Here is a 14,278-nt window from a genome sequence, read left to right as displayed (position 1 = left end):
CGCAAACTACTACGCCCCCGACCCCGAACGCGCCAAAACCAACGCCCTCCGCCAACTCCGCGCTCTCGGATACGACGTGGAACTCACACCCCTGGCAGCCTGAACCTCACGAAGACTTTCGGGTCAGAACATCGACTCGTAGATCTCCTTGCAGGTCGGGCAGATCGGGAACTTCTCCGGGTCGCGACCGGGTGTCCACTTCTTGCCGCACAGTGCTCGGACGGGCTTACCCGTCAGCGCCGACTCGAGGATCTTGTCCTTCTTGACGTAGTGCGAGAAGCGCTCGTGGTCACCCGGCTCGATGTGCTCTTCACGCAGGAGCTCTTCGAGTTCGCGATCGAGCGTAGCGACGCCGCCGTCGTCGGGGCGATCCAGTGGGGTGCTCATGGTCCCCGATTCTAGCGGCGGGCGGCGACGGGCGGGCCTGTTGCCCACAGACCCGTCGGTCGCCACCGGTCAGGTCGAGGCGGCGAACTCCATCAGGCGCCCGCCGCTGCGATCGAAGACGGCCCCGCCACCCAGGACGCCGCCGACCAGCACTACTGCGCCGATCCCGGCGCCACCCCACAGGGCGAGCCAGGACCACTCCGCGTCGACCGTCAGGGCAAGCCACGCCCACCACAGCGAGGGAAGACTGAGCACGATCGCTGCGACCAGCACGACCCCCTGCGACAGTCCGCCGCCGGTGCGCTGCGGCTGCTGGAACGGGCTGTCCCCGGGTCGTGACACCGGGTACGGTGCGACGACCGATGCGACGGACGAGAGCCCGAGGCCGGTCAGGAACAGGCTCGCACACACACCCGCCATCGCAGGCAGCATCGCCCAGCGTCCGTGAAGCGAGATCGACAGCGGGATGACGACAGCAAGGATCAGGATGCCGATCACCGCGACTGGGACGAGCCTTCCGACACGGTCGGCGACGCCACGCACGGCGCTCGCGATGTGCATCCACAGCGCCGTCGAGTCGTACGCGATGTCGTTGTGGACGAGCCAGCCGAGGAACAGTGCGATGAGCGGTGCCGGCAACAGCGACGCCGTCGACATCGGCACTCCCACCAGCACGAGCGGCACGACGGCGACGACCGCGGCGACCGGCACGATGGCGACGTTGACGAGATACCGGGGATCGCGCGACCAGTAGATGAGACTCCGGGCGGCGACGCCCCCCGCTGGAGTGCTTCCGGTGATGTCGAACCAGCCGAGTCCACGCCGCTCGCGTGCCGAACCCGGACGTTCGGTCGTCGTCAGCAGCCGGTCGACGAGCCACAGCCAGAGCCCACCGAGCGCGACGATGGTCACCGAAGCGATCAGCAGGGGCGGCACCAGCGAGCCCGTGAGCGCAGCGCCGGGTAGCGCCCAGGCCGCTCCCAGCGGCGTCATGGCCAGCACATCGACAGCCTGCGTCAGCGCCGAAGGCACCTCACCGTGCCACTCCAGCGACGCGAGGAAAACGACGACCGGAACGATCACGACCAGCAGCGCGATGAGGAACACGCCGGTCAGTTCCCGGGAACGACGATCACGCAGGAGCAGGCTCGCGATCGCGAAAGCGACCTTCGTGAACAACAGGCAGGTGACGACGCCGATGACGGCGGAGAGCGTGGCGACGTGACTCGACGCTCCCTGCGCGGTCCACAGGGTGACGAAGGCAACGGCGACGACGCACGCGCCGAGGATCGGCATGCTCACGATGCTCGCAAGGAGCGTCGTCCACGCCGTCGCGTGCGCAGTGGCGCCGAAGACCGCGAACCGGCGCGGGTCGAGCTGGTCGTCTGCGCCACCGACGAGTGCCGCGACGACGAATCCCAGGGTCAGCGCGGAACACCCCACGATCGTCACGGCGTAGGCGACATCAGACGGCACCGCACGCAGGCTCAGGATGCCGACGCACGCGAGCGCCACGATGAGGATCAGAAGCACGAGAGAGATCGCAGCGCGGATCACCCGACGGCGGTCGCCGCGTAGGGCGCCGAAGATCAGGTCGAGCCTCAGTCGGAGAACGTGTGCAACCACTCCAGGCCCTCCACGTCGCTCGCGCCCCCCGCCAACTCGAGGAAACGCTCTTCCAGGGTGCGCCCGGCGCGCACGTCCTCGACGCTGCCTTCGGCGAGCACGTGCCCGCCGACGATCACGGCGAGTCCGCTGCAGACGCGCTCGACGAGCTCCATGCCATGGCTGGAAAGCACCACCGTGCCACCGTGCTCGACGTACGCGCTCAGGATGTCGAGAATGACGGCGGAGGAGACCGGATCCACCGACTCGAAAGGCTCATCGAGCACGAGCACCCGGGGCGAGTGAATCATCGCGCCCGCGAGCATGAGCTTCTTCGTCATGCCGGCCGAATAGTCGGAGACCGTCCGTCCGAGCGCGTCGGTCAAGTCGAAGGCGCGCGCCAGGTCGGCGACGCGACTTTCGACCACCGAACCGCGCAGGCCACGCAGCACGCCGTAGTAGTGCAGCAGTTGTCGCCCGGTGAGCCGGTCGAAGGTGCGCAGACGGTCGGGCAGAATGCCCATCTGACGCTTCGCGCGCCGCGGGTCCGCCTTCAGATCGACTCCCGCGATGGTGATCGAACCACTGTCCGGGCGCAGGAGCCCCGCGATCATGGACAGGGTTGTCGTCTTGCCGGCGCCGTTGGGACCGACGATTCCGTAGAAGCTGCCGGGAGTGATCGTCAGGTCGATGCCGTCGACCGCCGTCACGCCACCGAACGCCTTCATCACGCCGCGCACCCGGACGGCAGGGATCATTTCGTCGATCTCCAGAGTCGAGACGACTCCGGCTTCGGATTCCTCGATCTGCAGGAGCACATCCGCGTCGTCCAGGTCGATGTCGAGGTCGATGTCGAACTCGACATCGAGGTCCGCATCGGGCCCCGGCTCCGATGCCGTCTCGGGGTCAGGTTCGGGCTCCGGTTCCGGCACGACCACCTGCTCTGCCTCCGGCCCAGGCTGCGGATCGGGCTCAGGCACGGCCTCAGGTTCGGGTTCTGGCTCAGGCTCAGGTACGACCTCGGGTTCTGGCTCAGGCTCAGGCTCAGGTACGACCTCGGGTTCTGGCTCAGGCTCGGGCTCAGGTACGACCTCGGGTTCGGGCACGACCTCGGGTTCGGGTTCCGGCTCGGGCACGACCTCCGACTCGGGTTCCGGCTCAGGCTCAGGCACGACCTCCGCTTCCGCCACCGCCTCGAGCTCAGGTGCCGCGACAGGTTCAGGTGCCGCGACGGCGTCGGGTTCCGATTCAAACCCCGCCACGGGTGCCGACTCGACCGCGGGAAGCGCTTCGGGCTTGGGCGGCACGACGAGTTCCTCGTGTTCGCCGCCGCGCGCAGCCGCTTCGAATTGCGCAGCGGCGACGTCGGCGGGAGTCTCAGGTGGCGGCGGGGCAACTGCCCTCTTGGCACGGGCAGTGCGCTTGACGGGCCTGCGGGGTGTCGTCGTACGCGGCCTCGAAGGAGATGCACGCGGTTTCTTCGGAGGCGATGCCGGTTCAGTCTTGGGCGCGACGGCATACGCTTCGGCATCGAAGCGCGCCGCCGCTTGCGAAGCGGTGACTGATGGGAGCGGCGGCAGCGCGTGCACGCCGTCGTCGTCCTCGGAGAGTGGGAGGGAGGCGGTCACCCATCCAACCTAGCAAGGCGTCCCGACGTCCAGATATCGTCTTTCGGAGGAGGCGGTCCTGACCGAATTGTCACGAATCGACAACGGACCAGCCCTTTCCGGTGCCTTCTCAGGTGGCTTCGCTACCATAGCGACGGCACGAAGGAGTGTCTGCATGTCGAACTGGCAGTGAACACTTTCCCAGGAGCTTCCCTTGACTCTTCAGACCGTCATCCTCGCCGCCGGCATGGGCTCGCGGCTCGGACGCAGCCTGCCCAAGTCCCTCACCACGCTCAGGGACGGTCGAACGATCATGGGCCAGCAGCACGACAACATCCGCGCGGCGTTTGGTCGTGATGCACGAATCACCACGGTCGTCGGCTATCGCGCCGAGACGATCGTCGATGCTTTCCCGACAGCGGAGTACGTGTACAACGAGCGCTACGACCAGACGAACACCTCCAAGAGCCTGCTGCGCGCGCTGAAGGCGACCGGGCGCGGCGGCGTGCTGTGGATGAACGGCGACGTCGTGTTCGATCCGCGGGTACTCGGCCGCACCATCGACCTCGTCGAGCGCGACCAGTCGTTCGTCACCGTCAACACCGCCAAGGTGAGCGACGAAGAGGTCAAGTACACGGTGGATGCCGACGGCTACATCAAAGAGTTGTCGAAGACCGTCAAGGGCGGTATCGGCGAGGCAGTCGGCATCAACTACATCTCCCGTCGCGACAAGCGCGCGCTCATCACGCAGCTCGGCCGCGTCGACGACCAGGACTACTTCGAGCGCGGGCTCGAGTTGGCGATCGTCGAGAACGGCCTGCTGCTGCAGCCGCTGGACATCTCCGACCTCTACGCCGTCGAGGTCGACTTCGTAGAGGATCTCGAGCGCGCGAACCAGTTCGTCTGAGCCTCGATCACGCCGAGATCCGCGGTCACCGGGTCGCGCCTTCAGCACCTGCCCAGCCGCACTTCCTAGGATCGTGCCGACATGGCCAAGGTCCACCGTATCCACTCCCTCCCCGACGATTCGCCGTGGGACGGCGGGTCGCCGCCCGAGGGATCGGCGCAGCATCCGCGCACCATCCGCGCGCTCGACCGCGTGCTGCAGGTGCAGCGGCCGGCCGTGATCGCGCACCTGCGCAGCATCCGGCTGCGCCATCCCGATGCGACGACGACCGAAATCGCCCGGATGCTGGAGCGGCGCTACCTCGCCGCGGTGACCACGGGCGGTGCGGCAGTCGGTGCGACGGCGGTCATCCCCGGGGTCGGCACGGGGATCACCCTCGCCCTTTCCGGAGTCGAGACGGTCGGCTTCCTCGACGCGACGGCACTGTTCGCCCAGTCGCTCGCGGAGCTCCACGGCATCCGCGTCGAGAATCCCGACCGCGCGCGGGCTCTCGTGCTGACGCTCATGCTCGGCAACGAGGGGGTCGACCTGGTCGCCCAGCTGGGCCGTCAGGTCGCCGGCAAGGGCGTGGCTCGCGACCGGTACTGGGGCGAGATCATCACGAAGTCCCTGCCGCGTGCGGCGGTGGGCCCGCTCGTCGACCGGCTGAAGCGGAGCTTCATCCACCAGTTCGCAACGAAAGGCAGCGCGTCGATCATCGGCAAGGCGTTGCCGTTCGGCATCGGTGCGGCGATCGGCGGGACGGGGAACCACCTGCTCGGCCGCCGGGTCGTGGTCGGCTCGCGGCGAGCGTTCGGCGTGCCGCCGACCGAGTATCCCGCCGAACTGGAGCCCCTCCCCGGAGCGAGCAGGGTCGAGCAGACCGCGTTCGGCGCCGTTCGCCGCGCAGGAACGACGCTGACGTCGAGCTCCCGCCGAGTGACGGATGCCGTGGGCACCGCCGTCGCCAAGGTCACGCCGAAACGACGGCAGACGAGTGCGGACGAGTCCACGCCCGATGACTGAGGACGTCGCCGCTGCGACAGTCACTCCCGGTGCTGACGACGACGCATCTCACGGATCGCGGCCGTCAGCGAGTAGGGCTTCACGTCGTCAGGGAGGTCGGCCGCGGTAAGACCCTCGACGAACCGCTCCGGGGGGACGCCGAGTGCCGTGGCGATCTGGATGATCACGAACAGCGTGGGGTTGCCCTGCCCGTTCTCGATGCGCGCCAGGTGGGACAGGTCCATATCCGCGAGCTCTGCCAGCTGTTTGCGGCTGATGGTCTGCTTGTCGCGCAGGTCGCGGACGAGAGCACCGAACCTCTCGGATGCCGACGACCGCGCTTCCTTCATGCCTCCAGCGTTCCGGCAATCCGCTCCCGCACCGGTCGCATTTGAGCATGCGCTTACTCCCCCACGTCCTGCATCGCCTCCTCCACACCCCGCGGCTTTCGGCAGTTCTCCACAGATCCGCGGTTCCCGGGCCGAATGCGCCGTTCCGGGGTCGGTCCCTGTCTCTAGTCTCACCGGCATGCTGCGAGCCCTCGAACCGGGACGATCCCGTCCTTACCGCGTCCCCTGGAGCGTTGACCGCTCCGACGGGGCCCATCCCACCCTCACCAACATCGGCGAGGAGCCCGCCGACTTCGTCCGCGTCTTCCGATCGGACGGACCGTCGGAGCACCTCGGGCAAGTGCTCCCCGGCGAGAACGTCACCCTGTGTCTCTGTGGCGCCGACCTCGACGCCGTGGTCGTGACACTCGCCTGGTACCGCTGGCTGACCGACGAGGAGTACTGCTGGCGCTTCGTCCTGTGACGATGCGAGACCTTCCTCGCCGGTGCGGGCGCACAATGGAGGCATGGGAATCTTCCAGAGCCGCCCCGAGGAGCCGACCGAGTGGGCGGGGCTCCCGGCCGAACCCTGGGAGCCGCACGAGCCTGCGGAGGTGCTTCCACCCGCCGTCGACGACCTCGGCATCCTCGGCGCCGCCGGCACCGCGTTCTCCGTGCCCGTCGAGGTACTGGTGGAAGAGGCCGTTCAGGACGCCGGCGGCGACGCTGATCCCGCGGCCGGCTGAGGAGGGTCAGCGAACTGCGGAGATTTCGCTCCATCGCTCTCTCCACAACCGCAGACCTCAGCGAGTTGTCCACAACGCGCCGGGGTCGGCTCCCAGAGACGGGCCGGCGTCGCCACCATGGCGGGATGAGCGAAACCACCACCATCATCAAAGCCGTCACCACCGCTGACGTCGTCGCCCTCACCGAGGCCTCCGCGGGGTTGGAACTGCGCAACTGCGTCGTGGTTCTGCCGTTCTGGCACCGCCGCAGCAACGGCGCGTTCCGCATCCCACTTCCGCCGCTGCGCGATGTCGATGCCGTGCCGCCGGTCGTGAAGAGCCTCACCACCGCCACGCTTGCCCTGCTCGCACGCCTGGACGGCTGCAATGGCGTTGCCATCGTCGCCTATAGCGACGACCCGTTCGTGGCGGCCGACTGTCCTCTGACCGACCTGCTGGAGGGCTTGCTCGAGCGCTTCGCCGAAGCCGGATACGCCATCAAGGATGCCGCTATCGTCGCGCGCGACGGCTGGTGCGCCCATTTCGACGACTCCGGCGAGCGCGATCTGTCCGAACTCGAGGCCGCGCGTGCCGCCATACCGCCCGAACTTCGACAGCGTACCGCGCCCGAACACTTGCCGCCCCGCGACGGGCGCCTGGCGCAGCAGGTCTGCCTCGCCCTGCTGGAGCGCCTCGATGACATCGAACTCGACTCCTTCGGCAGCGTTCGCTCCCATCCGCTGCCCGATCCCCTCGACCTGCTGGAGGAACTGCTCGCTCAAGATCCCCACACGGTCGGGCCGCTGAGTCTGGCGCGCCTGCTCGCGACGCTCCGAAACGAGGGCGATGTCGACCGGACCGTCCTGCAGATCGCGTTCGGTCGAAGCGCCGCCGGGCGGCACCCATACGAAGACAGCCACACGGCACGACTGCTCGCGGGTGACACCCGGCAGCGACCGGACGCGGGCCGCCTGAGCCGTGGCGCGAAGCTCCTGGGGAGAGCCGTCGTCCATTGCCCCCTGCCGGAGCGCTCCTGGGCGATGTGCGCGCTCGCCTGGGTGCGTTGGGCGCTCGGGATCGCGTCGGCGGCCGATGCGCTCATCACCGAAGCCGCCCGCGTCGACCCTTACAACAGCCTGGTTCCCGTGTATGCCTCGCTGCTGCGCAGCAGCCATCCGGCGTGGATCTTCGACCGCCGTCCGCCGACGAACCGCAAAGATCGGCGGGCCGCCGCCCGTGCCGCACGTCGGGACGCGCTGGTGCGCGCCATCCGGGACGAACCCACCCCCGCGCGCTGAGCCCGAGGGCCCGCGGCGAAAGCCAGTCGTCACTCACCCGCCCCGGCGCCGTCTTGTCGCACCGTGCATCTTTGACGTCCTGGGTAGGCTCAGGGCGTGACCGTCGTCCTCATCGCCCTGCTCTTCGTCAACGCCGGCTTCAACGTCCTCGTGTGGCCACGGTTCTACGGCCGGGTCGCGAAGGACCCGCGCGCCAGGGATGCCGAGGGCAAGGCCACCCGATTCCTCATCGTGCATGCCGTGCTCATCGCGCTGGCGCTCGCCATCGCACTCGCCTCGGCCATCGCCGCGATCGTGGCCCTCGTCGCGCCGGGCGCATGAGCCCAGCGCTCGACGCGTCCCGCCGACTACGCTCGATCGCATGAGCAGTACACTGGCCGCCCTTACGGCATGGATGCCGCGCCAGCGCTGGTACACGACCACCGACGGCATCCCCCGCCTCCGCATCCTCGCGGATCGGCCTTTCAGCGGCGCTACCGCGCCGTGGGGGCGCGAAAATCCGCCTCAGGTGGCGAGACATTCGCATCAGCACGTCGACTCCGACGACCCCGGAACGCAGGTGCGCATCCTCATCGTCGTGGACGACGCGCCGCAGCGACCCATCGTCTATCAGGTTCCCCTCGTCATGCGCGCCGCCGCCGACGTGACGGGCATGGCATCCTTCATCGGCGTTACGGACGCCGGGCGGGCTCTCGTCGACGGGCCCCACGACCCCGCCTACACGGCGGCGCTGTGGCGACAACTCGAATCCGGCGATGAGGCCACCGCGGAGGTGCTGTCCGGCGAGCAGTCCAACACGTCGATCATCTTCCGTCCGGACCACGGCACACCCGTCATCTGCAAGGTGTTCCGCCGACTCCACAGCGGGCTGAACCCCGAGATCGAGTTGCAGTCCGCCCTCGCTGCGGCTGGCTCCGCGCACGTTCCCGCCGTGGTCGGCAGCGTCGACGGCCAGTGGCACTCCGCCACCACCGACGACGTCGAGTCCGGGTCGCTCGCCTTCGCGCAGGAGTTCTTCCCCGGTGTCGCCGACGCCTGGCGCGTCGCTCTGTCGGCCGCGAGCGCGGGGGCCGACTTCACCGACGAGTCCGATGCCCTCGGCCGCGCGACCGCCGAGGTGCACCTCGACCTCGCCCGGCTGCTCCCCACTCCGCCTGCAGACGACGACGCTCGCGCCGCTCTCGCGGGCAGCTGGCGCAGGCGGCTGGCGATCGCACTCACCGAGGTGCCACAGTTGGCCCGCCACCGCCACGCCATCGAGCGCACCTATCGTGCCGCCATGGCAACCGAGTGGCCGGCACTGCAGCGCGTGCACGGCGACTTCCACCTCGGTCAGGTGCTGCAGGTGCCCGGTCGCGGCTGGGTGCTCCTGGACTTCGAGGGCGAACCGATGCGCCCCATCGACGAGCGCCGCGCCCCCGATCTCGCTCTCCGCGACATCGCCGGCATGCTGCGCTCATTCGACTATGTCGCCGGCTCCCTCGCGCAGGCCGACACAAGGGCGCGTGCGGGCGCGGATGCGTGGGCGGCCGCTGCCCGCGATGCGTTCCTCCGTGGCTATCGCGCAGCATCCGGTGCTGCGGCGTCGGGACCGCTCCTGGACGCGCTGGAACTCGACAAGGCGGTTTACGAGTCGCTTTACGAAGCCAGGCACCGCCCGGCGTGGCTCGCGATCCCACTGGCGGCGATCTCGCGCCTCGTCGATCGCTGACGGCTACTCGTCGTCGAGTTCGGCCTCGTCGTCCTTCCCCTCCGGCTCGCCGACCGAGGCCAAGTGCCACCGCTCCCATCGGGTCATGAGGTCGTCGATCGCCGCGGCGAACCGCGCCGAGGCGGCTCCCGGAGCCGTATCTCCGAAGTAGTGGCGCACCCAGCCCTCCAGACGCGAGACAGCGTCCGGGTCGGACAGCACGCGCGCGGTCTCCGCGAGGACGCGGGAGGCTGCGGCAGCATCCAGCCACTCGGCGTCGGAGAGGTAGCCGTGCGTGTCGACGAGCGCGGCGGGGTCGGCCGGCCTGGTCACCATGAGCGGCCGGTCGGCCGCGAGCCGGTCGTACACCATCGCGGAGATGTCGACGATCGCGACGTCGGCAGCCGCCAGTTGCCAGCCCAGGTCGGGCTTGTCGTCGAAGACGTGCTGCGCGGCCGGATCGGCCGCATTCGCTGCGGCGATCGCGGCGACGATGCGTCGGTTCGCCGCTCCGTACTCGTCGTCGACGACACCGGAGCGCGGATGCGGCCGGTAGATGAGACGGTGCGCGGGTGACGCCAGCACCGCCGCGGCGAGCGCCTCGCCGTGGGTGCGGATCGACCCGTAGTGCGCCGACGGCCGATCGCCCTCCCACGTGGGCGCGTAGAGGATGACGGTGCGCCCGTCAGGAGTGTAGGGCGGCGCACCGGAGTAGTGGTCCGCCTGCGGCCGCCCGATCTCGATGGTGCGCTCGTCCAGGTCGTAGTCCCACAGCACCCGGCCCAGCCGCTGCCGGGCAGCCTCTCCGGCGATGAAGGCGAAGTCGTAAGCCTTGAACTGGTTCGTCGTCATGTACATCTTGTCGGACTCGCCGTGATTGATGAACACGTGCCAGCGGCGGCCGTACCGGAACATCTGGAAGTTGCGCGTGTTCTGATTCACGTACAGTACGACGCGGATGTCCTGTCGGCCGATGAAGCGTTCCACGTCACGGACGGTCGGCGCGAACGCGACGGGCACGGCACCATCCGTAAGGATCGCACGCGCACCGGTGGCATTGCGGCTGAGCACCACCACCGGCCAGACCTTGGCGATCTCGGCCAACGGCTTGTACCACTGGCGGATCTGGTACATATTCACGTCGCCGTCGGCGAAGTAGACCGCGACACGGAAGTGCTGAGCCGGGTGCGGAGGCTGCCTCGCAAGCCGTGAGCGCACATCCGCGGCCGCGCGGCGGCTGCGCAAGGCCTTGCTGAGCACGGCGACGGCCTTGCGCCCGTCCGAAACGACTCCCATCCCTCCAGCCTAGAGCGCCGACCACGCCGGGTCCGGGCGACGTGACATGATCGACGAGTGCACGACGAGGACCACCACCATCGGGACGCTCCCGTTCCACCGGTGGATGCCGGGGTCAGCTTCGTCATGCCGGTGCTCAACGAGCAGGCGTATCTCGAACACGCCGTCCGCAGCGTCCTCGTGCAGGACCTCGACGGCCCCGCCGAGGTCATTCTGGCGCTGGGACCTTCCACGGACGACACCGATGCGATCGCGCGCCGGCTCGCCGAGCAAGATCCTCGAGTGCGGCTCATCGCGAACCCCGCCGCCGACATTCCGATAGGCCTCAATCTCGCCATCCGCGCGGCGCGCCACGCCACGATCGTGCGCGTCGACGCGCATTCGGAACTCGAGCCCGGCTACACGCGCCGCGCTCTCGCGACGCTGGCGAGGGTGCGCGCGGCCAACGTCGGCGGCGTCATGCGCGCCGACGGCCGTACTCCTTTCCAGCGCGCCGTGGCGCGCGCGTACAACTCGCCCATCGGGCTCGGCGGCGGCTCGTACCATTCGGGCGGTGAGGAAGGCCCCGCCGAGTCGGCGTACCTGGGGGTGATGCGTCGCGCCGTGCTCGACGAAGTGGGACTGTTCGACGAGACCATCCGCCGCGGCGAGGACTGGGAGCTGAATCTCCGCATCCGTCGCGCCGGATACCGGGTCTGGTTCGACCCCGCGCTCGCCGTCACGTACTGGCCCCGGGAGCGCTGGTCACGGTTGGCACGTCAGTTCCGCTCCACCGGCACGTGGCGCGGCGAACTCGTCCGCCGCTACGGCCGGCGCAACTCGTTGCGGTTCTTCGCCCCGCCGGCGCTCGTCGTCCTCGTGCTGCTGGCGATCGCTGTTGGCGCGCTGCTGGTGACGGGTGCGATCGGCGGAGCGGCCGCGCTGGCGGCATCCGTCGTCTTCGTGCCCCTGGCGGCGTACGCGGTTCTCGTCGCGGGCTCAGCGCTGGGCACGGCCGCGGGACCGGGGCTGCGGGAACGGATGTGGACGCTCGTGGTGATCCCGACGATGCATCTCGCGTGGGGCAGCGGGTTTCTCCTCGGCGCGGCGCGGGGCGCGCGCGAGGACGTGGACACTTCGCGCCTGGATCGCAACACTCCGCTGCCCTAATACGAACGCGTCGCTCCGGGACCCGCGGCTTTCGCCACTCCACGGCGCGGCAACGCCCCTATAAGGCCAACACTACTAAGGCCAACACGACGCGCTCGGGCACGACGCGCTCCGACCGACGCGCTCCGGCATCGCGTCGGTCGGGTCAGCTCTTCAGCGGCGCTGCCGCGCCGTGGGGGCGAGAAGGTCTGGCTCATGTCACGAGACTTTCGCGTTAGGCGCGGTCGACGAAGCCCTGGTCGAGAACGCGGGCGACCACCCGCTCGGCCGCACGGCCGTCGTCGCGCGCATTGAACCGGTCCCGCCAGCGTGCGTAGCGATCGGCCGTGGCGAGGAGCGCACCGGGATCGTTCAGCACCGCGGTCAGCTCTGCCTGCGTCGACGTGATCGGTCCCGGCGCGTGCGCGGCGAGGTCGAAATAGAAGCCCCGCAGCTCACCGCGGTAGTGCACCATGTCGGGTGTGAAGAAGTACAGCGGTTTGCCGGTGGCGGTGAAGTCGAACATCACCGACGAATAGTCGGTGACCAGCGCGTCGGCGGCCAGCAGGAGCTCGGAGATGTCGGGGTAACCCGTGACATCGACGACGCGCGCGCCCTGCGCGTCCGATCCTGGCAGCAGCGTTCGCGAATGGCCGCGGACCAGGACGACGGCATCCGTGTCGCGCGCGAGGCGCTCGAGGTCGAGGAAATCGACGATCTCATCGCGATCGTCCCGCCACGTGGGTGCGTAGAGCAGCACGCGGGCATCTCCTGCGAGCCCCAGGCGCGCCCGGATCGTGGCGCCGTCCCCGGTCACCAGGACGTCGTTGCGGGGGTAGCCCTCCACCCAGATCGGGCGGCGCAAGAAGGCATATGCCTTGCGCAGAATGCGTGCGCTGTACGCGTTCTGCGCCAGCAGCACGTCCCACCGGCGACTCTCCCGCATCACCGAGACGGCGCGCCGCGGATCGAAGCCCGGCCGGTGCAGCGCGAGCCGCTTCAGCGGCGTGCCATGCCAGGTCTGCAGCACGACCTGCCCGGATCGGCGGGTGAAGCGGCGGCGCAGCCAGTCGTTGACGACGAGCAGGCGCGCCGCACCGCGCGCACGCCACCACTGCGGACTCCCCTCGATTACCGCGACGGCACCGGGGGGCACCTGCACGGACAGGTCGACGACGCTCCAGTAGCGGATCACGCCGGGCGCGACGCGCGCCAGCTCTCGGTCGATCGCGCGCGGGTTGCAGCTGGCGTTGCGTCCGTAGAAGCTCTCGAAGAAGACGGCGTTCTCAAGGGCGCCGCCGCCGGGCGGCCGCGTCGCATAGCGGCGCTCGAGCGCCGCCTGGCCCTCCCCCGAGTCGTAGGCCGGATCGATCGGCGGGGCGATCGTCAGGTGTCCGTCCGCCAGCTTCGCCCGCAGTGTCGGTGTCATCGCCTCGGCAACGGATGCCGAGAGGTCGAGTGCTGTGCCTGCGGCATCGGTCAGCCGCACCTCGTACCCGCCGCTCGGCAGCGGCAGCAGCGGTCCGCCCCAACGCGCCACCTGCAGCAGGAGCACGGCAGTCCAGGCCGCGTCATCCGACGACACCGGGACTGCGCTCACGCGCGCCCGACGTCCGATCAGTTCAGCCGTCATCGGCGGAACGCCCTGCCCATGGAGGACGAGCGCCGGAGCACGACCGAGGTCACTGTCACCGACGCTGCCGATATCGATGCGGGCCGTGATCGTCATGAACGCCTCTCTGCAGCCAGCCGGGCCTGTATCGCACGGTACACGCGCGCGGTGTTCTCGCCGTCGTCGAACGCGTGCAGCCGGGCGCTCAGCGCGCGGGCTGCCCCGACGCGCCGCTCGCGCTCCTCATGGTCGGACAGCACGGACCCCAACTGGGCGGTCAGCACGGTCCAGTCGCCGGCCGCATCGGAACCGGCGACGTCGGCGTACGTGCCGTAGAAGCCCCGCGTGCGCGCGTAGTCGGCGAGGTCCGGCGCCAGAAAGAGCGTCGGAACCGGCACGAGCGCCGCGTCGAAAGCGAGCGAGGAGTAGTCGGTGACGAGCGCGTCGACGGCGGGCAGCAACGGGGTGACGTCGGCGACGACATCGCTGCCCAGCATCCGCACGTGTGTCCCGAGGAGCGCACCGTAATCCCCTGCCCCGAGCGGGTGGGAACGAATCAACAGCACGGCTCCGGCTTCGGCGAGCACGGCCCGCAGGGCGGTCGCCTCGTCGGCCGACGGAATCGCCGGGTCGAGCGCTCCGTCGCGCCACGTCGGCGCATACAGCACGACGGCGCGCGAGGCGGTCTCCGGGATGAGTACCTCCAGCTG

At 69.4% G+C, this 14,278-nt stretch carries 15 protein-coding genes; 8 read left to right on the top strand and 7 right to left on the bottom strand.

Translation table 11 applies throughout. From position 1 onward, the window contains the following. Positions 1–123: 123 nt before the first annotated feature. The 3 genes from WBP48_RS05775 to WBP48_RS05765 all read right to left on the bottom strand — a co-directional run bounded on the left by WBP48_RS05775 (position 124) and on the right by WBP48_RS05765 (position 3,299). Positions 124–387: a DUF3039 domain-containing protein gene (locus WBP48_RS05775; protein ID WP_424437428.1), complete on the bottom strand. Its 264-nt coding sequence runs from the start codon at positions 385–387 to the stop codon at positions 124–126. Positions 388–456: 69 nt separating this feature from the next. Further along, positions 457–2,013 carry a hypothetical protein gene (locus tag WBP48_RS05770; RefSeq protein WP_424437425.1) on the bottom strand — a complete coding sequence of 519 codons (1,557 nt, stop codon included), beginning with the start codon at positions 2,011–2,013 and terminating at the stop codon, positions 457–459. After that, entirely contained in the window at positions 1,989–3,299 is a 1,311-nt protein-coding gene (locus WBP48_RS05765) for an ABC transporter ATP-binding protein (RefSeq protein WP_424437422.1), read from the bottom strand. Before WBP48_RS05765 ends, WBP48_RS05770 begins: the two co-directional genes overlap by 25 nt. 514 nt (positions 3,300–3,813) lie before the next feature. On the opposite strand from WBP48_RS05765, the gene WBP48_RS05760 reads away from it, so the two are divergent. After that, positions 3,814–4,506 (top strand): NTP transferase domain-containing protein, encoded by a 693-nt coding sequence (locus WBP48_RS05760; RefSeq protein ID WP_424437419.1) that lies wholly within the window; start codon positions 3,814–3,816, stop codon positions 4,504–4,506. A gap of 81 nt (positions 4,507–4,587) precedes the next feature. After that, positions 4,588–5,511 (top strand): hypothetical protein, encoded by a 924-nt coding sequence (locus WBP48_RS05755; protein ID WP_424437416.1) that lies wholly within the window; start codon positions 4,588–4,590, stop codon positions 5,509–5,511. Between the two features lie 20 nt (positions 5,512–5,531). On the opposite strand, the gene WBP48_RS05750 is transcribed toward WBP48_RS05755, so the two are convergent. Continuing rightward, complete coding sequence (locus WBP48_RS05750) at positions 5,532–5,840, bottom strand: helix-turn-helix domain-containing protein (RefSeq protein WP_424437413.1); 309 nt, start codon at positions 5,838–5,840, stop codon at positions 5,532–5,534. 178 nt (positions 5,841–6,018) lie between these two features. Here WBP48_RS05750 and WBP48_RS05745 point away from each other — a divergent pair, with 178 nt between their 5' ends. The 5 genes from WBP48_RS05745 (at position 6,019) to WBP48_RS05725 (ending at position 9,553) form a co-directional block, all read left to right on the top strand. Continuing rightward, the gene (locus WBP48_RS05745; protein WP_424437410.1) at positions 6,019–6,303 is read left to right on the top strand and encodes a hypothetical protein; all 285 of its coding nucleotides are present in this window, start codon (positions 6,019–6,021) and stop codon (positions 6,301–6,303) included. A gap of 43 nt (positions 6,304–6,346) precedes the next feature. Next, entirely contained in the window at positions 6,347–6,565 is a 219-nt protein-coding gene (locus tag WBP48_RS05740; RefSeq protein ID WP_424437407.1) for a hypothetical protein, read from the top strand. Between the two features lie 125 nt (positions 6,566–6,690). After that, on the top strand, positions 6,691–7,842 hold the full coding sequence (locus WBP48_RS05735; RefSeq protein ID WP_424437404.1) for a hypothetical protein: 1,152 nt from the start codon (positions 6,691–6,693) through the stop codon (positions 7,840–7,842). A gap of 96 nt (positions 7,843–7,938) precedes the next feature. Beyond that, positions 7,939–8,163 carry an SCO4848 family membrane protein gene (locus WBP48_RS05730; RefSeq protein ID WP_424437401.1) on the top strand — a complete coding sequence of 75 codons (225 nt, stop codon included), beginning with the start codon at positions 7,939–7,941 and terminating at the stop codon, positions 8,161–8,163. 40 nt (positions 8,164–8,203) lie between these two features. Then, on the top strand, positions 8,204–9,553 hold the full coding sequence (locus WBP48_RS05725; protein WP_424437398.1) for a maltokinase N-terminal cap-like domain-containing protein: 1,350 nt from the start codon (positions 8,204–8,206) through the stop codon (positions 9,551–9,553). A 3-nt stretch (positions 9,554–9,556) separates the two neighbouring features. Here WBP48_RS05725 and WBP48_RS05720 read toward each other — a convergent pair whose 3' ends face one another. After that, positions 9,557–10,828: a CDP-glycerol glycerophosphotransferase family protein gene (locus WBP48_RS05720; RefSeq protein ID WP_424437395.1), complete on the bottom strand. Its 1,272-nt coding sequence runs from the start codon at positions 10,826–10,828 to the stop codon at positions 9,557–9,559. A gap of 126 nt (positions 10,829–10,954) precedes the next feature. Here WBP48_RS05720 and WBP48_RS05715 point away from each other — a divergent pair, with 126 nt between their 5' ends. Beyond that, positions 10,955–11,977 carry a glycosyltransferase family 2 protein gene (locus WBP48_RS05715; RefSeq protein ID WP_424437431.1) on the top strand — a complete coding sequence of 341 codons (1,023 nt, stop codon included), beginning with the start codon at positions 10,955–10,957 and terminating at the stop codon, positions 11,975–11,977. A 214-nt stretch (positions 11,978–12,191) separates the two neighbouring features. On the opposite strand, the gene WBP48_RS05710 is transcribed toward WBP48_RS05715, so the two are convergent. Beyond that, positions 12,192–13,685 (bottom strand): CDP-glycerol glycerophosphotransferase family protein, encoded by a 1,494-nt coding sequence (locus WBP48_RS05710; RefSeq protein ID WP_424437392.1) that lies wholly within the window; start codon positions 13,683–13,685, stop codon positions 12,192–12,194. Continuing rightward, positions 13,682–14,278 (bottom strand): CDP-glycerol glycerophosphotransferase family protein (locus WBP48_RS05705; protein WP_424437389.1); only part of this gene is annotated, 597 nt, incomplete at its 5' end. The genes WBP48_RS05710 and WBP48_RS05705, both read right to left, overlap by 4 nt.

Source organism: Microbacterium sp. (genome assembly GCF_049661145.1).
GTDB lineage: Bacteria > Actinomycetota > Actinomycetes > Actinomycetales > Microbacteriaceae > Microbacterium.
This window is presented reverse-complemented; position numbering and strand designations above follow the sequence as displayed.